The following is a 23,194-nucleotide window of genomic DNA, read 5'->3' on the forward strand; positions in this document are numbered from 1 at the left end:
GCGGGGGAGGATAACATCATGGCACAACGCAACACCTTCCGTGACGATGAAGACCTTGAAGAGAAGATCAATATGCGCGACCTCGCGCGCGTCGGCGTCTACCTGAAACCGTACATGGCCCGCGTGGTCTGGATCCTCATCGTCGTGGCGGCAATGGGCTGCATCAACGTCGTGGAACCGTATCTGACGAAAATCATGATCGACAGTGTCATTCCGGCGAAAAACCTTGCGCTGCTTGGCGAGCTGGTGGCACTGCTGGCGGTGCTCATCGTCATTTACGAATTCGGTTTGCGCTACCGTACTGTGGAAATCACGCGCGTCGGCCAGCTCATGCTTAAAGACATGCGCCGCGACCTGTTTACGCACATTCAGACGTTGCCGTTCAGCTATTTCGACTCGCGTCCGCATGGCAAAATCCTCATCCGCGTGGTCAACTATGTGAACACGCTTTCGGACACCCTGAGCTCCGGTCTGGTCAACGTGATTTCCGACGTGTTCACGTTCTTCATCACGCTAGTGGTCATGTTCGTCGTGGATTGGCGTCTCGCGCTGTACAGTCTCGCGTTGTTCCCGCTGCTCATCGCGTGGGTGCTGGGATTGCAGCATTTCCAGCGTCGCGCGTACCAGGTGCTATCCAATAAGCAGAGCAATCTCAACGCGTTCATCCACGAATCGATCGCCGGCGTGAAGACCACCCAGACGTTCGCGCGCGAGGACACGCAGTTCCGCACATTCCAGGAACAGCAGGGCGCTGTGCGTTCCGCGTGGATGCGTACGGTGCATATCCAGACGCTTATGTGGCCGGGCATCCAGACGATTTCCGTCATGACGATCGCGTTCATCTATTATGTGGGCGTCACCGGTTTCGGCGGTGTGGACGTGACCACGGGCGTGCTCATCGCGTTCGTCGGCTATGCGAACAACTTCTGGAACCCGGTAATCAGCATCGGCAACTTCTACAACCAGCTGATCACCTGCTCCGCGTATCTCGAGCGCATCTTCGAGACGCTGGATGTGCAGCCGGAGATCCGCAACGTGCCGGACGCCGTCGATCTGCCGCAGATCGAGGGCCGCGTCGACTTCAACGACGTCGTCTTCCGCTACGAGCCGGACGGCCGCAACATCCTGAACCTGGTCGACCTGCATGTCGAGCCAGGCAAGACGATCGCGCTGGTCGGTCCTACGGGTGCCGGCAAAACCACGATCATCAACCTGCTGTCGCGTTTCTACGACGTCGCCGAAGGCTCGGTGACGATCGACGGCCACGACGTGCGTTCCGTGACGTTGGAAAGCCTGCGCCGGCAGATGGGCGTCATGCTGCAGGACACGTTCATCTTCTCCGGCAACGTGCGTGAGAACATCCGCTACGGCAAACTGGACGCCACCGACGAGGAGATCGTGGCCGCTGCCAAGGCCGTGCATGCGCACGAATTCATCATGGAACTGCCAGACGGCTACGACACCGTGGTGGAGGAGCGCGGCTCGACCCTGTCCGCGGGCCAACGCCAGCTCATCGCGTTCGCGCGCGTGCTGCTCGCCGACCCGCGCATCCTGATTCTCGACGAGGCCACGTCGAATATCGACACGCGTACCGAGGAGGCGCTGCAGGCCGGTCTGAACCATCTGCTCAAGGGACGCACGAGCTTCATCATCGCGCACCGGCTTTCCACCATCGAGAACGCGGATGAAATCTGCTTCATCGACCACGGTCAGATCGTGGAACAGGGCAACCATGCCGAGCTGCTCGCCCGTCATGGCGCCTACTATCGGCTCTACGAATCGCAGTACGCCATGATCAAGGTCTGAGCAGCCGGCGCCAGCCCTCCGGCGGCAGGCTTCCATACTTCCTGGCCCGTATATCCGCAATCCGAAATGCCTGTCCAACGGTCGTGCAGCCAATGCGCGGCCATCTTGGGCCGGCTGCCGCGGTGGGATTCCCGTCGGACATGCCGCCATGCGGAATGTGCTTTGGAGCAACCCGTGGAATAATGGATTGTGAGCGTTAACAAGACAACGATGCACTAAGGAGCGCTTGCACTCATGACTACCACCAATCGCACCAGCCATCCAATCGCATTGCGCGACGCCACCGTCACCGACCCGTTCTGGGCATCGCGGCAGGAACTCGTGCGCACCCAGGTGATTCCCTACCAGTGGAACGCGCTGAACGACAACGTTCCCGGCGCCGCACCCAGCTACTGCATGCACAACTTCAAGGCCGCCGCCGCGCAGAACGCAGAACACCATAAGGAAGGCAAGGCCTTCGTGCCGCCGAAATACACGTTCCGCGGCTTCGAAGCCCTGCCGGACGACCCGGCGCACCCCGATCCCGACAAGTTCTACGGCTTCGTGTTCCAAGACACTGATTTCTCCAAATGGATCGAAGCGGTCGGCTACTCGCTGACCCATCACCCGGACGCTGACCTTGAAGCGACCGCCGACACCGCCATCGATATCGTCTGCGCGGCGCAGCTCGACAACGGCTACCTGGACACCTACTACATCCTCAACGGCATGGACCGGCACTTCACCAACCTGAAGGACCACCATGAGCTGTACTGCTTCGGCCACCTGACCGAAGGCGCGATCGCCTACTATCAAGCCACCGGCAAACGCAAGCTGCTTGACGCGGCCTGCCGTTTCGCTGATTACATCGATTCCCGATTCGGCACCGCCGACGGCAAGCTGCACGGCTATCCCGGGCACGAAATCGCCGAAATGGCACTCGTCAAACTCGCCGAGACCACCGGCGAACAGCGCTATGCCGACCTCGCCGAATACTTCGTACGCCAGCGTGGCCAGCAACCGCTCTACTTCGAGCTCGAAGACCGCCGCCGCGCCCGGGAGGACGGCCGCAACTACGCGCCGCGCGAGCAGAACTACGCCTACTACCAGGCTGACAAGCCGATCACGGAACAGACGGAGGCCCTCGGACACGCCGTCCGCGCCGCCTACTTCTACGCCGGAGCCGCCGATGTGGCACGCCTGACCGGCGACCCCGACCTGCTGGCATCTTGCGAACGACTATGGCGCAACATCGTCGACCGAAAGATCTACATCACCGGCGGTATCGGCGCCACACACATGGGGGAGGCCTTCTCCTTCGACTATGATCTGCCGAACGACACCGCCTATTCGGAAAGCTGCGCCGCCATCGCGCTCGCGTTCTTCGCCCGCCGCATGCTGGAAATCCAGCCGAAATCCGAATATGCGGACGTCATGGAATCGGCGCTGTACAACACCACGCTCGCCGGCATGGCACTCGATGGCAAAAGCTTCTTCTACGTGAACCCGCTCGAAGTGGTGCCCGAGGCATGCCATCGCGATGAACGCAAGGCGCACGTCAAGCCGGTGCGCCAGAAGTGGTTCGGATGCGCCTGCTGCCCGCCGAACATCGCACGCATCGTGGAGGACGTGCAGCAGTACGCCTACACGATCGGAGACGACTCATCCACCCTGTATGTGCATCTGTATATGGGCGGCGGCGTCCATGCCAGGCTTTCCGGCACCGATGTGCGCCTTGACGTCATGTCCGATATGCCCTGGTCCGGCAAGGGATCCGTCACGGTGGGCTTTGGCACAGCCGGTTCGGCTTCCGACGCCCCCAAGGACGCGGTTTTCACGATCGCCCTCCGTCTGCCCGCTTGGGCCGGTGGCGAAACCGCTTCCGATGCGGTCACCGTGCGCGGCCGCGACGACATCTCCCGCGTCATCAGAGACGGATACCTGTATCTGACCGGCGCATGGCATGACGGCGACGTCGTTGATTTCGATTTCCCGATGCCGGTCCACATGGTCGCCGCGAATCCGCTCGTGCGCGAGGACGCCGGAAAGGTGGCGTTCGTGCGCGGACCGCTGGCCTACTGCGCGGAAGGTGTCGATAATGGCGCGAACCTGCATCTGCTGCACGCCGATACCGCGCGCATCGCATCCGATCCATCCTGCGTGTCCGTTGATCGCATCGTCTTCCATGCCGGCGCCGTCGCGCAGGACGAGCAGGGGCTCGGCGAGGTGGACGCCGTCGATATGCCGATGACCACGCTGGCGATTCCCGCTTGGCGTGAAGTGGAAGACTCCGCGCAAACCTCCGCGTTGTACCATGATTGGCGTCCCGCCGAACGCAAGACGACGACGGCCACGCTGATTCCATACTTCGCATGGGCCAACCGTGGCGAGAACGAGATGACGGTGTTCCTACGCGGGTGAGCATGACGAGTGACGAAGGGACTGCCCGACAAAGGGGCTGTCCTTGGTTTCGGCAACATCGCCAAAACCAAGGATGCGCCAGTCAAGTTCATCGCATATCTCCGCTTCGAGTAGACACGCACGTGCGATTTGCCCCATTTACCGCTTAAGCTAGTACCAGGTACGTCAATCGATGCATGTCAATGATCAGGCGGTATCTGAACACGGTTGAGGAGTCGAAGATGATAAGCGGTGCCGGTGCAATGAACCCCGTATGTCCCCGTGAGGACGGGCGTCTCGAATGGGGCAATGGCGTGGTTTCCATGCTGTTCGACACGGCAGGCGATTCCCCCGTCCGATTGTGCAACGTTGCAGGCCGCGGCATGGGGCCCATCGGCGGCCGTGTTGCCGACGATGGAAGAACCGTGCTGGAACGTGATCCGCGTCCGATCGTCGAAGTGCGTGCCGCCAACACCGGATCGCAGGACAATCGCCTCACCTTGATCGCCACGGTGGCGGGCAGCGTATTGCGATTCGTCTCGGCCGCCGCCTCCGAGCCGGAGGAAGGGTCCGCCGAACCATATCGTTTGGAGATCGTCCAATTCGCTTCGTATGCGGAACTGGAGCCGCACGGGCGCGCGTTCGAACCGACCGCCGCCGAACGGGCCGAAGCCGCCGCGCAGCCCTCGCCGGAAACCGTCCGCCATGCCGACGCCACGGCTGGGCTGGTAGTCACTTCCGTATTCGAAGCGTTCCCGGGTCTGTCCGCAGTGCGCACCTACACGCGGTTGAGCTCCGCGCGCCCGCTGCCTATCGAGGCGGTGTCGTCGTTGAATCTGACGGTGCCGATGCGCGTCAACTGCGGCAAAATCGACCATTCCCGCGTATTCTGGGGAGACTCCGCGTGGGCGGTGGAAAACGATTGGCGCAGCCGTCCACTGCGCGACGTATCGGTGCGCAATCGCAATCAAGTCATCAATCCCGGCCAATCCAGCTCGCGATTCGCCATGAGCTCCGCCTCCACATGGAGCACCGGCGTGCATGAGCCGGCCGGCATCGTACAGGTCGAGGGCTCGCGCCGCCAATCGCGTGACTTCTCCGTAATGTGGCAGATCGAGCACAACGGCCCATGGGAATGGGAGGTCGGTGAGGATGATCCCGGTTTGCACATCAGCGCGTTCGGACCGGAATATCAGGACCACCATTGGTATACGGAGTTGGGTGAAGGCCATGATTTCGAATCGGTGCCGGTCTCCTTCGCGATCGCGGCCGGCGATTGGCAGCAGTCCGTCGTCGAAATGACATTGCAGCGCCGTGCGTTGCGTGCTGCCAAGGCCCGCGAATTAGGTCGTTCCGAGCAGTTCGAACGCACGCAGGGGCTCGTCGTCTACAACGATTACATGAACACCCTGTTCGGCGACCCGCGCTTGGAGAAGGAACTGCCGCTCGTCGAAGGCGCGGCACGCGTCGGCGCGGACATCTTCTGCATCGACGCCGGCTGGTACGACAGCACGGACGGCGGCTGGTGGGACATGGTCGGCGAATGGCAGGCCTCCACGAACCGTTTCGGCGAAGCCGGGCTCAAGGGCTTGGCCGACACCATCCGCGCGCATGGCATGGGCTTGGGATTGTGGCTCGAGCCTGAGGTGATTGGCGTGAAATCGCCGCTCGCCCAAAGTCTGCCCGATGACGCGTTCTTCCAGCGCCACGGTGTGCGCGTATGCGATTCGGGCCGGTACCTGCTCGACTTCCGCTCGCCCGCCGCACGCGAGCACGTCACTCGCACCGTCGACCGGCTGATTGACGATTTCGGCGCGGTCTTCTTCAAATTCGACTACAACACCGTCCCCGGCGTCGGCACTGATCTCGACGCCGAATCCGCCGGCGCTGGCCTGCTCGGCCATTGCCGCGCCTATCTTGACTGGCTGGACGACCTGCGCCGCCGCCATCCGGACGTTATGATCGAAAACTGCGGTTCCGGTGCGATGCGCGCCGATTACGCGCAGTTGCAACGATTGGACCTGCAATCCACCTCCGACCAGTGTGATCCGCTGATTTACGCCGCGATCGCCGCCGGCGCCGGACTGACGATCCTGCCGGAACAGCAAGGCAACTGGGGTTACGCCCAGCAGGAGATGGACGATGAGACCGCCGTCTTCACGCTGGCCACGGGCATACTCAGCAGGTTGTACCTGTCCGGATTCATTGACCGCATGGACGAGCATCGGCTTGCCTTGGTGCGGGATGCGGTGGCCTTGCACCGCCGTGTGCTGACCGAGCAGCAGGAATTGGTGCCGTTCTGGCCGGCCCGTCTGCCTGATTTCGATGGCGATTGGCTCGTCGTCGGTCTGCGCCATCCGTCATTCCTCCCGTCGGAGGACGACGATCCGTGCGATTACATCATCGTCTGGCGACGCGGCGGCACGCCTTCCGTGAACGTGCCGCTGTCCGAGGACTGCCATATCGAGCAGATCTTCCCGAATCCGGCCGTTCCCGAGCATGCGCCCGACGCCAAGCCGTGGACCGTCGAGCGCATGGACCCCGAGACGGTCCGGCTCAACGCGGCCACCTCCAAGCAGCCGTCCGCCCGCATCTTCGCCATCCGCCGCGCCTGAGCGGTTGCGACGGATGGACAATCGCGCCGACTACAGGGCGAAGGCGGTTTCGATGGCGTCGTATTCGGCGGCCGTGATCGGCAGAATCGCGCCGTGACGCTTCTTCAGCGCGCCGAAATCGATATCGTCTGCGCGCTGCCAATCGGCCGGATCATGCGAGGCGAGCGAGGCGGCGCGGAACGACAGGTAGCCCTTGGACTCCGCGTACTGGTCGCACATCAGGCCGAATGGCATGGTCCTGCCGTTGACCACCTTCACGTCTTCGTCGTTGTAACGGAACAGTTCCGGCCCTTCCAAGTAGTGCATGGAATACCGGCCATTGCCGAAGATGTCGGTGAGCGTGCCCACATACGACCACTCATTCGGGTCGTCGGTGCGCAGCACCTCGTAGGTCGTCGCATACGGGTTACGGGTGCGTTCGATGGTGATTTCCGAGTCCTTGGACGCGCGGTACCACCAGCCGTCATCGTCGCGCAGCATGGTCGAATCGATGATCACATTCTTACGATCGATCCACTTGACCGGATCGGAGAACACCCTGAAATCAACGGTCGTCGCATAATACACATTCGTCGGATCGCCGAGCTCGTTGGCCAACGGATCCGCGGAGCTTTCGGCGTTGCTCTTCGTGGACCAGAACACGATCCACTGCCCGCGATCCGGATCCCAATTCGCCTCCGGAGCCCAAGCCATGCCAGCGTCCGGAATCTTCGAGGCCACGTCCACCAGGCGCGGCTCGCTCCAATGGACCAGGTCAGGGGAGTCCCAGATCACCAGGCCGGTCGATCCATTCGTGGTGGCGCCATCGTTCGGCCCCCAGCCGCCACGGTAATAGATGCTCAAATCGGTGGCCACAATGTGGAATCCACCACGTGGGTCGCGCACAATATGCGGGTCGCGCACGCCCTTCTCGCCGCCCAACCACGTCAACGCCGGACTGCCGGCCGGGCGCAGATCCCTCCAATGCACGCCGTCGCGGCTCAGCGCGAAGTACAGCTGTTCGTCGGTGGGATTGCGTTCCTCGCCGATGAAATGCACGAACAGATAGGCCTGGGTGTCGATGCTCATGATGCTCCTAGAGATTCCTTGATGAATGATGGCGATTGATTCCGATTGAGTGATTCCGATTGAGTGGGATTGGCCGCGAAGGCTGCTGCCTATGGCGGATTGCCTGCCATCGGGGCGTCATCCTCAGACCGCGGTCGATTCCCGGTCCACCAGCTGGTAGCCGATGATGGCCCGTCTTGGCGGCAACGCCTCGTCTGCTCCATGATCGATACGCTCGGACAGCATATCGACCGAGAATTTCGCGAGCTGCATGAAATCGACCTGGATGGTGCTCAACGCCGGCGTCGTGTACGACCCGGAGGTCACGCCGTCGAAACCGATCACCTTCACGTCCTGCGGCACGCGCAGTCCGCGGTCCGCGAGCCCGCGTATCACGCCGAACGCCGCGAAATCGTTGGCGCAGCACGCGCCGTCGAACTCGGTGCCACCATGTCCGCTCCGTGCGGCGAGAATACGTTCCGCAATCGCATGCCCGGCGATGATGCCATTGGCCACATCCCCGGCTTCGAACACCATCGACTCGTCATAGGGCAGTCCGGCGTCGGACAGCGCTCCGCATGCGCCGCGCAATCGCAGAGCGAACGCGTTCTGGGCATGCGCCAGATCGGCGCGGGGGGCGAACCGGTGGCCGACGATCGCGATATTGCGGCATCCGCGGTCGATGAGATGCTGCGTCGCCGCGCGTTCGGCCTCCTCGTTGGGGAAGTTCACGGCATCGACGGTCGGCGTCTCCTCGCAGGCGTCCAGCAGCACGAATGGCCTGCCGCCATTGAGTTTGGCCAGCGGCACATTCGTGCCCAAGCCTGTGGCGTGCAGGATCTCGCCATCGAACAGCTGCCCGGAGAACGGATTGCTGCTCAGCGCGTGCTCGGCAGCGTCCGGCGAATACTGCGTCTGCTCGATGAATGGAATAAGTCCGCGGGACACGATTTCGTTGCTCAACGCCTGCGTGAGCTTTGAATAGAACGGCGAATCGAATTCGTTGACGATGACGTGGATGATGTTGCTGCGGCCCGATTTGAGCATGCTGGCCGTCAGATTGATGCGGTAATTGAGTCTCTTCGCTGCGGCGATCACTTTGGCGCGGGTCGATTCCTTGACGCCTGGCTTGCCGCGCAGCGCGTTCGACGCGGTCATGGGGGAGACGCCCGCTTCCGCGGCCACGTCGCGTAGCGTCGGTGTGCTGCTGGTCATATGCCGCTCCTTGAAAACTTATGATTGATATGTAACGATATTATATTCTCTTGATTCTGTAAAATCGTTGCAAATACAAAGACTCACCGATATATTGCCTCCATTGCGGATGATTGGATTTGCGCTAGTATGTGTAACGATACATATACGGTTCGCATGACGGCGTCCTGCTTTCCGCGACACAGCCCCCATAGCGATCCCGAACGAAAAGAGAGGTTCGATGACGATCCCAACCACCGTTTCCGTCGCCCCGGCTGACGAATATCCGGCTGACGGCCACACCATGACCGACAAACTCACCGCCACACTCGACAAAGCGGGCGTGCGCGCCATCAGCACCGACCTGTGGGGCATCTTCTTCGAAGACATCAGCTACTCCGGCGACGGCGGCCTCAACGCCGACCTCGTGCAGAACGGCGCCTTCGAATACAACCGCGCCGACTCCATCGATTGGAGCAACTACAGCTTCTGGCGCAAAATCGTGCCGGAAGGCTCGTTCGCCGCGTTCTGCATCCATGACAACGACCCGGTCGCCACCGAAAACCCGCATTACGCGACGGTGGAAGTCGAACACGCCCCTGCCGCGCTGGACAACACCGGCTGGGACGGCATGGTGTTCCACGCCGGAGAAACCTACGATTTCACCGCCTGGATGCGCGTGCGATCGGAAAGCGCGATGCCGGTGACGGTCTCGCTGCGCGGAGACGACGGCAGCATCATCGCCGAAAACACCATCACCGTCTCAGCCTCGGCATGGACGACATACCAAGCCTCGCTGACCGTTCCTGAGCACGGCGATGCCGGCTCGAGCGTGGCCACACAGGGCACATTGCGCCTGACCTTCGACGGCGAAGGCGTCATCGACCTCGACTTCGTCACCTTGGAGCCACGCACCACCTACCGCGGCCTCAAGCACTTCCGCCCGGATTTGGTGGAGGCGCTCGCCGACCTCAAACCACGATTCATGCGATTCCCCGGCGGCTGCATCACCCACGGCCTCGGCATGGACAACATGTACCACTGGGACCGCACCATTGGACCGGTCGAGCATCGTCCGCACAACTTCAACCTCTGGGGCTACCACCAGTCATTCCGCATCGGCTACTACGAATACCTGTGCCTGTGCGAAACAATCGGCGCCAAGCCGCTGCCGGTGCTGCCCGCCGGCGTGAGCTGCCAAAACACCAGCCAAGGCCCGGTGCCGGTGGCGCAGGAGGATATGCCCGCTTACATCGATGAAGTGCTCCACCTCATCGAATTCTGCAACGGCAGCACCGCCACCGAATGGGGTGCCAAGCGTGCCGCCATGGGCCATCCGGAGCCGTTCGGCCTCGAATACCTCGGCATCGGCAATGAGGATCTCATCGACGACGTGTTCAAGAACCGCTTCCAGCAGATTTTCGACGCCGTCAAAGCCGCATATCCGGACATCGTCGTCGTCGGCACCGTCGGTCCCGCCCCCAGCGGTCAGGATTACGAGGAAGGCTGGAAGTACGCGCGCGAAGCGGGTCTGCCGATTGTCGACGAACATTCCTACCAGTCGTCCAGCTGGTGGTTCCACAACCTCGACCACTACGACCACACGGACCGCAAGGGACCGAAGGTCTACCTCGGCGAATACGGCTCCTGGAACACCCAACTGATCAACGGCCTGTCCGAAGCGGCCTTCATGGGACGCATGGAACTCAACGGCGATGTGGTGGCCATGGCCTCCTACGCCCCGCTGTTCGCCAAGAATGGGCACCATAGCTGGAATCCGGACCTCATCTACTTCGACAACGAACGCGCCTACCATCCCTACAGCTATTGGGTGCAGCAGATGTACGCCACCACCACGGCCGACACTGCGTGGCCCGTCACCGTCGAAGGCCCGTCCACGCTGCGTCGCAGCCTGCCGGACACCGTGAAACTACGCATCGCGGGCAACGCCAAAGCCGACCTCAACAACATCACCATCACCACCGCAGCCGGGGACGCAATCGACCTCGGCAACGTGGCCTACGACGGCAGGACCATCGACACTCCGCTCGACCTGCATGCGGATTCCTACAGCATCGACGCCACCGTCGTCTACTACGAAGGCAAATGGGGCATGGACCTCATCTGTGGCGATATCGACGGCAAGAACCACAACATCATCTCACTTGGTCGAGGACACAGCGTGCGCGTGGTCCGCGACGGCACCGCCTATGCGCTTGCCGGCACCGAAGTCTCCATGAACGAAGTGCGGCCGGGCACCACGTGGCAGGTGCACGTTAACGTCACCGACCGCGGCCAAGCCATGAAGCTGTACATCGATGGAACGCTGATTGCGGATGGCACGGAGGTTAAGGACGAGCCAAGGCGTACCGTCACCGTATCACGTAATGACAAAGCCGGAGAGACCTACGTGCGCGTGGTCAATGCCATGGACGCGCCAATAAGCGTCGACCTACGTCAGATTCTTGCCGAGTTGAATATTTCCACAGCATCGGCGGCATCCGCCACGGCCACCGTCCTAGCCGGAGACAATCCGTATGCGGGACAGGTCGGTGAGGAATCACCGACCAGGCCGCGGCAGACCGCGATTGATCTGACAGACGGCGACTACACGGCACCGGCATGGTCGTTCACCACCATCACGATTAAGTGACGTGTATGCCGCGAAACGGGCGGACCCTCGTTTGAACCCTCGAACGAGAGTTCGCCCGCAGTGCAGGGCCAATCGGGACTAATCTGGAAAACATGAGCAAGCACCACCGCAATCGCAATTGGGCCCCGGCCCCGCAGCCGCTGCCCGAAGACGCGCACGTCATCGACAACCACACCCACGTCGCATCCGTCGTGCCCTTCTCCCAAGCCATGAGTCACGAAGCCATGGAAAAAGGCCAAGGCGAAGTACCCGTCTACAGCGTCGACGAACTGCTGGAACAAGCCCAGAAAGTCGGCGTCGAAGGCGTAATCGACTGCGGTTGCGAGCTGCCCAACCTCATGACCGCCATCGACATGGCCCGCGAGTATCCCGGAACCGTGCACGCCGCAATCGCCATACACCCCAACGAAGCCGTGCTGCACGGCCACCGCGGCGCACCCGGCCCCGACGGCCTGCCCATCAAATACAAGCCCTGGCACGACATCCCCTTCGACGAAGCCATGGCCGAAGTACACCGCCTCGCCACCACCTACCCCAACCAGGTCGTCGCCATCGGCGAAACCGGCATGGACCTGTTTCGTACCGGCGAATCCGCCAAGGAACTGCAACGCGAGGCGTTCCGCGCCCACGTCGCGCTCGCCAAGGAACTCAACCTGCCCATGCAAATCCATGACCGCGACTCGCACAAGGAAGTCATCGAAACGTTGCTCGCCGATGGAGCCCCCGAACGCACCGTGTTCCATAGCTATTCGGGAGACGCCGAAATGGGTGAAATCGCCCGCGAAAACGGTTGGTATCTCAGCCTTTCCGGCACATCCAGCTACAAAGGCAACGACGGAATCCGCGAATCGGCGAAACTCGTCGGCATGAGCCACGTCATGGTCGAAACCGATGCCCCCTACTTAAGTCCGATGCCCTACCGCGGCCGCACCAACGCGCCGTATATGATCCCGTACACCCTGCAGGCGCTCGCCGACTATCTTGACAGACCGTTGGCTGAAATCGCCAAAGCCACGCGTGAAACGACGCGCGAAGTGTACGGCATCTAAAAAGAATGGCGATTTCGCGGTAATCCCGTGGCGGTTCCGTGACGGTCGCATGGGCCTCAACGTAACAGTTGCGTAATCGCCAGAAAATAAGCAAAATACAAACGATTAAGCATATGTGAATTTCATGCGTGACGTGCCGAATCACGTGTGAAGATTTGACAATGGTTTGCCAAGCTCCTAGTGTCACACCTTGCGTTTTATTTTGGGGAGCGGGTTGGAAGGCCCGCCACTTGGAGGAAGCGTTATGGCTAACGAGCCGAACGAAGAAGAACAGCCGCTGCTTCACGCAGCGACGTACACGCAGGCGCCAAAGGTCTCGCACAAGGTCCTGACCAAGGAGGAGCGCCAGACGCTCATCAAGGAGCACGAGGCGCAGCAGCAGGAAGCCGCGAAACTTGACGAGGCCGCCAGCAAGGGCCGCATCGGCCGCTGGTGGAGCCGTCTCCAGTCCGGCCCGGACAAAATCACGCCGGCCATGGCCATCGTGGCGCTTGGCGTGGTATACGGCGACATCGGTACCTCGCCGCTGTACACCATGCAGACGTTCCTCAACGGCCAAGGCGGTTTGGCGCATACGGATCGCGCCGCGGTGCTGGGCATCCTGTCGCTGGTCTTCTGGTCGATCACGCTGATCACCACCGTCAAATACGTGTTCATCGCCATGCGCATCGACAACAACGGCGAAGGCGGCATCTTCGCACTGTATTCGCTGATCCGCAAATATGGGGCATGGCTTGCGATTCCCGCCATGCTGGGCGGCGCCGCGTTCCTCGCCGATTCCGTGCTTACGCCGGCCGTCTCGATCAGCTCGGCAGTGGAAGGCTTGGAAACACTGCCGCTGCTGGAACCGATCATGAGCGAAAACAAAGAACTGACGCTGATGATCACCATTGTGATCATCGTCTGCCTGTTCGCAGTGCAGTCGCGCGGTACCGAACGCATCGGCCGCACGTTCGGCACGGTGGTCATGATCTGGTTCTCGTTCCTCGCCGTCGTCGGCTTGGTGAACCTGAGCTCCGATTGGAGCGTGCTTGAAGCGCTGAATCCGGTGTACGGCGTGGAGTTCCTCTTCAGCCACCACAATGCGGCAGGCCTCGCCGTCATGGGCACCGTGTTCCTGTCCACCACCGGCGCCGAAGCGCTGTATTCCGACATGGGCCACGTCGGCCGCGGCAACATCTACTTCACGTGGCCGTTCATCAAGATCGCCCTTGTGCTCTGCTATTTCGGCCAGGGCGCGTGGATGCTCAACCATTGGGACGACACCGCGTACAACCACATGCACGGCCTCAATCCGTTCTTCGAAATGATGACCCCGTCCGTACGCTACGTGGCGGTGCTGCTGTCCGTGTGCGCCGGCGTGATCGCTTCGCAGGCGTTGATCACCGGCGCCTACACCATGGTTTCCGAAGCGACGCGACTCAACTGGATGCCTCACCTGCAGGTGCGCTATCCGGCTCGTACCCGCGGCCAGCTGTACATTCCGGTGGTCAACGCCGTGCTGTGCGTCTCCACCCTGCTGGTTTTGGCGATGTTCCGCGATTCGGAGCATATTTCCGCCGCGTACGGCCTGGCATTGACCGTCACGATGATCACCACGACGATTCTGCTGGCCGTCTACATTTGGCACGATGGCAAGCGCGTCGGCGCGGTCGTGTTCACAGTGGTGTTCCTGGCCATCCAGTTCCTGTTCTTCTTCGCTTCGATGGCGAAGTTCCTGCACGGTGGCTGGTTCACCATGCTGCTGACATTGGCGATTCTGCTGATTATGTACACGTGGAACGAAGGCACGAAGCTGGAACGCGCGCAACGCCGGCATATGCAGCCCGCCGATTGCGTGCCGGTTCTGAAGCAGCTTCATGAGGACGATTCGATTCCGTATTTCACGGACAACATCGTCTATCTGACGTCCGATCCGGAAATGAAGCGTGTCGATACCGACATCTTCTTCTCGATTTTCGCGGACCATCCGAAGCGCGCCCGCGCATGGTGGGCGGTGTCGGTGGAAACATCCGACAACCCGTTCACGCGCGAGTATTCGGTGGAGAATTTCGGCACGGACTTCCTGTTCCGCGTGCGTATTCGCTTGGGCTTCAAGGTGTCGCAGTCGATTCCTGCATACATCCACCAGATCATGAACGATCTGTCGAAGTCCGGCGATCTGCCCAAGCAGACCACCCGCTACCCGAAGCTGGATGCCGATCCGAACATCGGACCTATCCGCTACGTGCTGATTCACAAGGCGTTGATGCCCGAGTCGAAGGTGTCCCAGAAGGGCGCGATCTCACTGCAGATCAAGTACGCGATTCGTCATTTGGCCGGCTCTCCGGTCAAATGGTTCGGACTCGCTCCCTACAATCCGCTGATTGAGATTCAGCCGCTGTTCCTCGCCACCGAGCGTCCGCCGCGCTTGAAGCGCGTGTGAATCCGCTCTGCGAGCACGGCTTATCTACGCAAGGAGGGCTGGGACATTTCGTTTGTGACCGTAGGCTTGGCCGAACGGCCTTGAGTGTGTCACGAACGAGATGCCCCAGCCCTTTTCCTTTGGCTGAATACCGCCAAGTCCGCAGGAGGACCGGCATATCCTATTACCGACACGCTCCGGGCCGCTCAGTCCGAGTTTTTACGGTCTGCAACAGGATATGTCGGTCCTCCTGCTCGTTTGCGGGACAACTTACGTTCGTGACGTGCGTTTTGCGACGTGCGATGCGTATGAATCGGCGGCTGAATCGCAGGCTATAACCAACTCCGATAACGGCACGCGCGCGTCGAAACCTGCCGTCGCTAAAGTAATCAACCATGTGCAGATTACTTGGATTCGCGACGGCAGGCAGCAACACCAACCTCAATGGCGTGCTCGGCATGCAGAACGTGCGCGATTTCCGAAATCTGAGCGAGATCCACAACGACGGCTGGGGCGCCGCGCTGATCACCGTGCCGGACGAATCGCCATACCGTCGCGACGGCGGTGCGCCGACTCCGGAAACCGGCACCGCGATCTACAAAAACACCATCGCCGCCCGTCATGATCCGATTTTCGACGAGCTCGCCAACACTCCGGCCCGCGGCGGCCTGTGGCATCTGCGCCTGGCCAGCTCCAACCTGCCGCTGATTCTTGAAAACCAGCAGCCCTTCTATGCGAACGGCCTGAGCTTCATCCACAATGGCGACATTTCTGACGACCAGGGCCGCAACATCATTACGAATCGCGCGTTCCCGGTCGATCCGAGCATCGTGCAGTCCACCGGCGGCCGTTCCGATTCCGCCATTTTCTTCGCCGTCATCCTGCAATACATCGGCTTTGGCTTCGCACTCGACGAGGCGGTGGCGCAGGCCGTGCGTGAACTGCGCAAAAGCTATCCGAAGTCCAGCTACAACTGCATGATCCAAAGCCAGGACCAGTTCATCGCCCTGTGCGCGGCCGGCCGTGAGGTCACGTCCAAGCGCATCGTCGAAATCTACGACCAGTACGGTCGTGGCGAGCAGGCGCGCGACTACCGCGTGCTGCGCTACCGTGCGCTCGGCGGAAACGACGATCAGTCGAAGGGCGTGGTCGTGGCCAGCTCCGGTTTCGACCAGCGCGCCGAAGACGGCTGGACCCGCCTCGAAAACGACCAGATGATCGTGGCTTCCAACCGCACCGGCGAATTCCGCGTCCGTTCCATCTGATTTTCCGCACATAACGTCCCCGCGTATCGTGCCGTCCGCTGCGGGCAGCTGATGAATGCTCGTTTTAAGGCGGCATTCCTTGGAACATCGTTGACAAGACGGGGAAACCGTTGAATCCGTGTCCGTTCATTCGGGATTCCCCTGGTGTGGTGTATGAATCCCTTCGGCTGTTGGGAACCGTTTTGGAAACTGCGTCAGGAACCGTGTGATGGGCGTGATGGAACGTGCCTAAGATGGGCGTATGACGAACGAATCGAACGAAACAACCGAATCGAACAAGCCGACGACCGGCTATATCCCCACTCTTGCGCAAGTGGATGAGCTACATCGCAAAATCGCGCAATCGCAAGCCGCATACGACCTCATCCACGGCCATTGCGTGGTCGTGGCCGACATCGCCCGCCGCATGGCCCGCCGGCAGAATGCACTGTTCACCCGCCGCTGCACCCTGCCGACGGACGCTCCCGAAAAAACCGGCGACTTCGGACTGGAACTGACGAAAGACAATACCGGCGAGGAATCGCTCGGCATGTTGCACATGCCTGCGGTGCCGTCCACGGAAGGGCTGACCGGAGGTACCGTTCCGCCGCGGCTCATCGACGAGCATCTGGTGGTCATTGGCGGTTTGCTGCACGACATCGGCACGTATTTCCTGCTCAAGCAGGACGGTTCCGACGGCGAACCGCTCAAATTCGACGGTCCGCACTATGTTCAGCACGGGCTCAAAGGCTACGAATACTTGCTGAACGAGGGCGTTGACGAATCGATCGCCCAGTTCGCACGCAACCACACAGGTGTGGGCCTCACCCGCGAAACCGTGGAATCGCAGGGATTGCCGTTGCCCCCGGCCGACTACGTGCCGATGAACCTCGAGCAGGAGGTCGTCATGGTGGCGGACAAGTACAACAGCAAGTCGATTCCGCCGAAGTTCCTGACCGCCGAAGCCTACACGCGCAAGGCCGCCCGTTTCGGCGAAAGCAACAAGCGCGAATGGCTGCGCCTTCTGGAACGTTACGGCGTCCTCGACGTCAAACCGCTCGCCGAGCAGTACCACATGCGCATCGCCGAGTAGCGAACCTACTTATCTCGCTTATGAATGGCGAATTTCGGTGTCTGCCGGATGCTATCTCGCTTATGAATGGCGGGTGTCTCAGGAAGACTAGGTGTTAGGGGGCAAGTTCAATCCCCTCTAAGTCTCATGCGGCAAAACCATCCGCCATCTATAAGCGAGATAGCACGCGTCGAGCGGAAAAATCCGCCATTCATAAGCGAGATACACCCGAAAATTCCTTGAAGCCTGGCTGCCGCCCGAGTTTTGCGCACTGAAAACCGCTATCTGTGGCACTTCTCTTTTCCCGCCATACATTAGGGGGTATAAAACAGACCCTCTAACTCACGAGGCGTCAAACGATCTGCCACACATAGCGGTTTGAGATTCCAAAGATGAAAGAGTCTGCCACACATAGCGCATATGACATGTTTTTAGCGGTGTGTCACCGCAAACCAGCGCGAATCGGCACGAACCAGAATCAGCACGAAAAAAGCCTTGCGGACTGGCATGCAACACCAGTCCGCAAGGCTTTCGCCTCGCAGAACGCCGCTCGCTACTCAAGCTCCGCGCAATGTTCCATCTGATCGGCGACCTCCGGATTATCGGTCACCACAATAATCGCACGCTTACGATCTTCATCGCGCTTGGCCTTCTTCAGCAGCCCCAGCACCACGGCGGCGTCGTCACGGTTCAATCCAGCGGTCGGCTCGTCGGCAATAATCACCTCCGCCTCGCAGCTCAGCGCACGCGCGATTGCCACACGACGCTGGTCCAACGCACTCATCTTGCCCACCGGCAGACCGGAAGTCACTTCCTCGAATCCCACGCGCTTGAGCAGCTCGCGCGCAATCACCGGCTTGGGCTGCAGGAAATTGCGGTTCGACGCGTCCATGGCGTACAGCACGTTGCCTTCCGCGTCAAGGTCGCCGCGCACGGCGAACCGCTGCGGAATGAAACCGATGCGGTGTCCAAGCACGTCGACCGGTGTCGCGTCGGCGAGGTTCGTGCTTTTGTGCATCACGTTGCCGCTGGTCGTCCGCATCATGCCGACCATGGTGGCCACCAGCGCCTGATGCTGTTCGACATCTTCGGCATCCACCAGCACCGCGTGGGTCGCGCCGGCATGGAACGCCAGGGAAACGTCGTCGAGCACGTCACGTCCGGTTTTGCGGTTGTGCACCGTCACATGGTCGAGCGCGAATGTCGGGTTCGCCTTGAAGAAGAATGCGTCCTTCTTGCGATGATGTTTGATTTCGCGGTCGATTTGCGATGACACGCTGGTTGCGGAGTCCGCCTGTACGGTTTCGTGCTGGTCGAGCGACTGTTCGTCGTCGGTCGCGCCCAATGCGAGCGTTTCGTTCACGCGATTCGCGTTGTCGCTGGCAACGCTGTCTTCCGTGGCGATGCCTTCCGTATTTTCCGCGTTTTCTGCCGATTCGGTTGCGATGGAATCGCCTCCATCGTCATACACCACCGCGAAATCGACCGATTCGATCGACGTGGCCATATCGGTTTCGCCCGCCTCGATGTCCGCGTTTTCCGCGTTTTCAGCGGCAGCGTTGTTCAATGCTTCGGTTTCGTTGTCTTTCACGTCTTTCTCGCTCATGCGTTCACCTCCGTACGTTCCGTCGACTCGACTGTTTCCTCCGGCTCGTCTGCGTTCTTCGCTTCGGCAGATTCGTTCGAATCGTCAGAACGGCCTGCGAACAGCTGACCCAAATCGAAGAATCCCACGCGCATGAACGCGATGATGCCCAGAACCAGGCAGGCGCCCAGTCCGTACCAGATCATGTTCCACACGGATGCGGATGTGATGGCCACAGCCTGTCCACCGGCCCATGCGGTGCCAAGCGGCTTGGCCAGCAGCGCGCCGGCAATCAATCCGATTGCCCAGCCTGGAACGGTCATCATGAACGTTTCCAGCATGAATTGCCATCCCAAACGTCCCTTGGTGACGCCGGAAACCATCGCCATGCCGATTTCGTCACGGCGTCCACCGATCGCGGCCCACAGCACTAATGCCAGCAGCGCGAGCCCGCCGACGATCAGGGTCGCCAACAACGCCGTGCGCGCGGCCTTGGCGGCGGCGTCCAGCGGTGCGATGCGCTTCTTGTACGCATCAAGCGACGGCGAGGAGATTGTGAACTTCGACGTGTCCAGCTTGGCCTTTGTCACCAGTCGCACGAACTTGTTGTATGTGGCCGGATCGGTCAGCGTGAAGATGATATTGAGGTTCGGGATGGCCCAGCCCTTGGTGCCGGCCACGTCCAGACCGCTTTGCGCGAAGTTGATGTACGACGTGTACACCACGTTCTCGCGGTTGTCTTTCGCGTATTTCGCGTCGGAACCGTATCCGGCCGGCGCCTCGCCGGTGTACTCGTAGATGCCGCGCACGGTGAATTTGTAGGTTTCGGAAGCCTTCGTCGGATTGCCGACGGTCACCTTGTCGCCCACTTTGAGATTGTTCTTCTTGGCCACTGCCTGAGAGACCAGCACGCCGTCGTTGGCCGTCTTGTAGTTCAGCTGCTTGCCCTTGACCACTTTGAACGTGCCGTAGTCGTTGATTTTCGCCGCATCGTTCGTGTAGAAGGCTTGCAACGTCAGGTTGCCGCCGGTCTTGTCCTCGCTCGTGTCGCTTTTCGCCGCGATCGCCTGCAGCGACTTGCTGGCGCGCACCGGCACCGACGTGGCGAGCGTGTATTCGAACGTCAAGTTGTTCTTCTGCACCGCTTCCGCGTACTTGGTGTACATGTCCCACGTCATGTAATTGGCGGTGTAATTGGAGTCCGCGCCGTCGCGTTTCGCAGTGACTTTCGCGCTCGGCCGAATTACCGCCGAAGCTTTCTGCGATTGGTATGTTTCGTTATTCGCCTTGTCGTCGGCTCTCAGCACCGCCAGATCCACGGCGGCTGAGAACGACACCAGCAGTGCAAGCAAAGCCGTCAGCGCGGTACGCCATTTGACGCGACCGAGCGCAGCCCATGCGTTCTTGAGAACGAACATGCGGTACTTCTCCAGTTCTCTGTAGTTACGCGTCGACGCATGCCGACGCCAGCGTTGGCCGGGACGCACACAGTCAAGCAACGACAGCGAGTACGCTCACAGCGCAATGCGCCCCGTGCAATCATCCTGCCCATCCAACGTGATTGTTTTCTTGCGCAACACTGTTATACCTCTGTGTGAAGTCTGAATACTTCCTGAAAATCGAAGGTTGGATAAGCGGCGATTTTGTTCCTGCTCGCGCTCGTCTCCGCTCTACGTCCGCCTATTCTTCCCGCGTTCCGCGTCCGTCTTGCGCCCATCCCGCGCATGTTCCATCCGTTTTTAGATGCCTTTCCAGCTTTTGTTGCCGCACGGTCCAGTTTTGAATTACAAAATGCAGGTGCGATTGCGATTTGTGGCTTGCTTTCGCGGCTTCGGCTACGATGGATGGCGATGAAGCAGCACAGCACAGACAATACGATTCCCACAGCGGCCGACGACGCAGTCGATGAAGCCGACAGCGCAGTCGCCGCAAGCAAGACGACAGACGAAACGACGGCTAAAACGACGGACAAGATATCAAGCAAGACAACGAACGATACTTTGCCTTTGCCTTGCGATTCCGCCGTTCCCCGCTTATCCCGCATCGCACTGCCGGTCTGTTCCGCCATCGGCGTCGCGCTCGCCGCCGCGGTCGTATGGGCCTGGTTTCCGCACGGTTCCGCCGCTTGGACGAACCCATTGCACGAAATCGACGCGCCCGCGCACTATTACTTCATCCGCAAGATCCTCGGCGAAGGCGTCGGCGCGGCCGCCCACCTGTGGCCGAACGACGAATACTATCCGCCGCTGTTCCATCTGCTTGCAGCCGGCCTGATTAAGCTCGCCAGCTTGTTCGGCGTCAATCTGTCGATTTACGCAGCGTTCAACACGGTCTGGCTGGCATCATCCGGCTTGGTTTGGCCGATTGCGATTCAGCTGTACGCTTCCTATTTCACGCGTCGCCTGTCGCATTCGGCACAGTCCGTATGCTTCCCCCGATTTGCGAACGCGCGAAAGTCCTCGGCCCGCAATGTCGCGTCTGTCGTAGTTCCGCTATTCCCCGCGATACTCGCGCTCATCATCCCCCCGCTTGCCGTCGCTTCCGCCTCGCACCCCTTTCAAATGCTGGCTTCCGGTCCGCTGATCGCCTTCGGCCTGGCCGCCACGCTTCTGCCGTTCTGGCTGTACGCCACACTTCGCCTGCTCGACGCGCTCGCCACCCGCGAACACCTCGTCAAATGGATCATATGGTTCTTCGTCACTGCCGGCGTCTGCATGTTCGCCCATCCGCGCATCGTGTTCACCTGGCTCCTGCTCATGGCCCCCTTCGTGCTGACGCGACTGCCATGGAAAGCCATCGCAGGCCTTGCTGGCGTAGTGGTTCTCGGCGCCGCCGTGTTCCTTGTGTACATGATGTCCAGCTACAAATCGGACCGCTACTTCAATCCCGCCAGCTGGTTCCACACCTTCGTTCCGAACCGCACGGTGCCCGAAGCGCTTAAAATCTACGTCACCGACAATATCGGCGGCGTGCAAGGCTGGTTCATGGCCGCAATCGTGCTGATCGCGTTTGCCGTCACCGTCGCAGCCATCATCCGCCCGCAATGGTTCGCCGCCAAGCGCGCCGATTCCGCTACTGTGCCCGGCGCTTCTGCGATTGACCGTGCATCCGATAGCACGTCAGCGCAACCGCACGAACAGGTTGCCGATTTTGCGGCTATGCCTGCCGATCGTAGGAATCGCAAGACTTCCGCCAGCTACCGCACTCCACGTTCCGACGCCTCGCAACTCCGCCGCGACGCGATCGCCATTCTGCTGGCCTTCTTCCTGGTCGGTCTCGTCTACGTCTGCTCGACCGCGCTGACTGGCTGGTTCCCCAACATCGTGGCCGCCGCCTGGTATCGCGCCGAAACCCGACCGCTTACCATGATTCCGTTCGGCGTGCTGCCGCTGATCGTCTTCGCCGCCGTCGTATTGTTGCGTGCCGGCCGTCTGCCGAACGTCACGAAAATCATTGCGATTGTTCTGCTTGCGGCGCTCGCCATTTCCTGCCAATTCGGCAATACTGTTCGTTCCGCCCTGTCGGATGCCGTCTATGCGAATATGACGATTGACGATGCGCGGCCGGACGAGCAGCTCACTGCCACGAAGGAGAAGATTCTCAAGAAGGTGGTGAAGGAGACTGGTACCGATTCGGTGGTGGTTTCCGATCCGCTGAACGGTTCCATGTATGCGACGGCGATGTACGGCGCGGATATGCTGTTCCCGATTTACAACGCGAAGGCCGAGAAGAATGGTGCGATTTTCGGACAGACGGAGAATGCGTTCGCGTCGGGCGACGGCAAGGCGCTGACGAATACCGTCTGCCCGCTGAGCGCGGATGGCGATGCATACTTCCTGAGCATGGGCGGCCAGGCGCCGAGCCTGCAGATGTTCACGTTCAAGCAGCAGTACGATACGTTCCACGATCAGAAGCTGATCGACCAGTACGCCAAAGATGGCACGATGCGCAAGGTTCAGGATTATTCGAATATGGCTTCATATGCGAAGGGCTGGGCGTTGTACCAGTTCAACTGCCAGTGATCACGTGTGTTGCGTGGCTGCGTGGCGTCGAAATGGGCGATTGGGAGAACAAGAGGCTCTGATTTGTCCAGTTTCGACACGCCGATGGAACGTTGGATTTCCAACGGTTCACGCGTTGTTCATG

At 60.6% G+C, this 23,194-nt stretch carries 13 protein-coding genes; 9 read left to right on the forward strand and 4 right to left on the reverse strand.

Features of this window, described 5'->3' with window-relative positions; translation table 11 throughout:
- Nucleotides 1-18: 18 nt before the first annotated feature.
- The 3 genes from Q5H31_RS03365 (at nucleotide 19) to Q5H31_RS03375 (ending at nucleotide 6,800) form a co-directional block, all read left to right on the forward strand.
- Nucleotides 19-1,806, forward strand: a complete 1,788-nt coding sequence (locus tag Q5H31_RS03365) for an ABC transporter ATP-binding protein (RefSeq protein WP_302457498.1) — start codon at nucleotides 19-21, stop codon at nucleotides 1,804-1,806.
- Between the two features lie 234 nt (nucleotides 1,807-2,040).
- Entirely contained in the window at nucleotides 2,041-4,206 is a 2,166-nt protein-coding gene (locus Q5H31_RS03370) for a glycoside hydrolase family 127 protein (protein WP_302457499.1), read from the forward strand.
- A gap of 182 nt (nucleotides 4,207-4,388) precedes the next feature.
- Nucleotides 4,389-6,800 (forward strand): glycoside hydrolase family 36 protein, encoded by a 2,412-nt coding sequence (locus Q5H31_RS03375; protein WP_302457502.1) that lies wholly within the window; start codon nucleotides 4,389-4,391, stop codon nucleotides 6,798-6,800.
- Nucleotides 6,801-6,830: 30 nt separating this feature from the next.
- Here Q5H31_RS03375 and Q5H31_RS03380 read toward each other — a convergent pair whose 3' ends face one another.
- Complete coding sequence (locus Q5H31_RS03380) at nucleotides 6,831-7,868, reverse strand: glycoside hydrolase family 43 protein (RefSeq protein WP_003811191.1); 1,038 nt, start codon at nucleotides 7,866-7,868, stop codon at nucleotides 6,831-6,833.
- Nucleotides 7,869-7,991: 123 nt separating this feature from the next.
- A complete protein-coding gene (locus Q5H31_RS03385) occupies nucleotides 7,992-9,062 on the reverse strand; it encodes a LacI family DNA-binding transcriptional regulator (RefSeq protein WP_159140784.1) in 1,071 nt (356 codons plus the stop codon).
- A 283-nt stretch (nucleotides 9,063-9,345) separates the two neighbouring features.
- Between Q5H31_RS03385 and Q5H31_RS03390 the strand changes: the two genes are divergently transcribed.
- The 5 genes from Q5H31_RS03390 (at nucleotide 9,346) to Q5H31_RS03410 (ending at nucleotide 17,484) form a co-directional block, all read left to right on the forward strand.
- A complete protein-coding gene (locus tag Q5H31_RS03390; protein WP_039776382.1) occupies nucleotides 9,346-11,694 on the forward strand; it encodes an alpha-L-arabinofuranosidase C-terminal domain-containing protein in 2,349 nt (782 codons plus the stop codon).
- Nucleotides 11,695-11,786: 92 nt separating this feature from the next.
- Entirely contained in the window at nucleotides 11,787-12,743 is a 957-nt protein-coding gene (locus tag Q5H31_RS03395) for a TatD family hydrolase (RefSeq protein ID WP_217717182.1), read from the forward strand.
- Nucleotides 12,744-12,987: 244 nt separating this feature from the next.
- On the forward strand, nucleotides 12,988-15,168 hold the full coding sequence (locus Q5H31_RS03400) for a KUP/HAK/KT family potassium transporter (RefSeq protein WP_003811184.1): 2,181 nt from the start codon (nucleotides 12,988-12,990) through the stop codon (nucleotides 15,166-15,168).
- A gap of 374 nt (nucleotides 15,169-15,542) precedes the next feature.
- Complete coding sequence (locus Q5H31_RS03405; protein ID WP_003811182.1) at nucleotides 15,543-16,412, forward strand: class II glutamine amidotransferase; 870 nt, start codon at nucleotides 15,543-15,545, stop codon at nucleotides 16,410-16,412.
- A gap of 241 nt (nucleotides 16,413-16,653) precedes the next feature.
- The gene (locus Q5H31_RS03410; protein WP_011743803.1) at nucleotides 16,654-17,484 is read left to right on the forward strand and encodes an HD domain-containing protein; all 831 of its coding nucleotides are present in this window, start codon (nucleotides 16,654-16,656) and stop codon (nucleotides 17,482-17,484) included.
- 532 nt (nucleotides 17,485-18,016) lie between these two features.
- Here Q5H31_RS03410 and Q5H31_RS03415 read toward each other — a convergent pair.
- Nucleotides 18,017-19,069, reverse strand: coding sequence for an ATP-binding cassette domain-containing protein (locus Q5H31_RS03415; RefSeq protein ID WP_003811179.1), 1,053 nt, complete (start codon nucleotides 19,067-19,069; stop codon nucleotides 18,017-18,019).
- Nucleotides 19,066-20,466 (reverse strand): ABC transporter permease, encoded by a 1,401-nt coding sequence (locus Q5H31_RS03420; RefSeq protein WP_038445040.1) that lies wholly within the window; start codon nucleotides 20,464-20,466, stop codon nucleotides 19,066-19,068. The genes Q5H31_RS03415 and Q5H31_RS03420 overlap by 4 nt, the downstream gene beginning before the upstream one ends.
- A gap of 432 nt (nucleotides 20,467-20,898) precedes the next feature.
- On the opposite strand from Q5H31_RS03420, the gene Q5H31_RS03425 reads away from it, so the two are divergent.
- Entirely contained in the window at nucleotides 20,899-23,070 is a 2,172-nt protein-coding gene (locus Q5H31_RS03425; protein WP_223895827.1) for a DUF6541 family protein, read from the forward strand.
- Nucleotides 23,071-23,194 lie beyond the last annotated feature (124 nt).

This window comes from uncultured Bifidobacterium sp. (assembly GCF_959020155.1).
GTDB lineage: Bacteria > Actinomycetota > Actinomycetes > Actinomycetales > Bifidobacteriaceae > Bifidobacterium.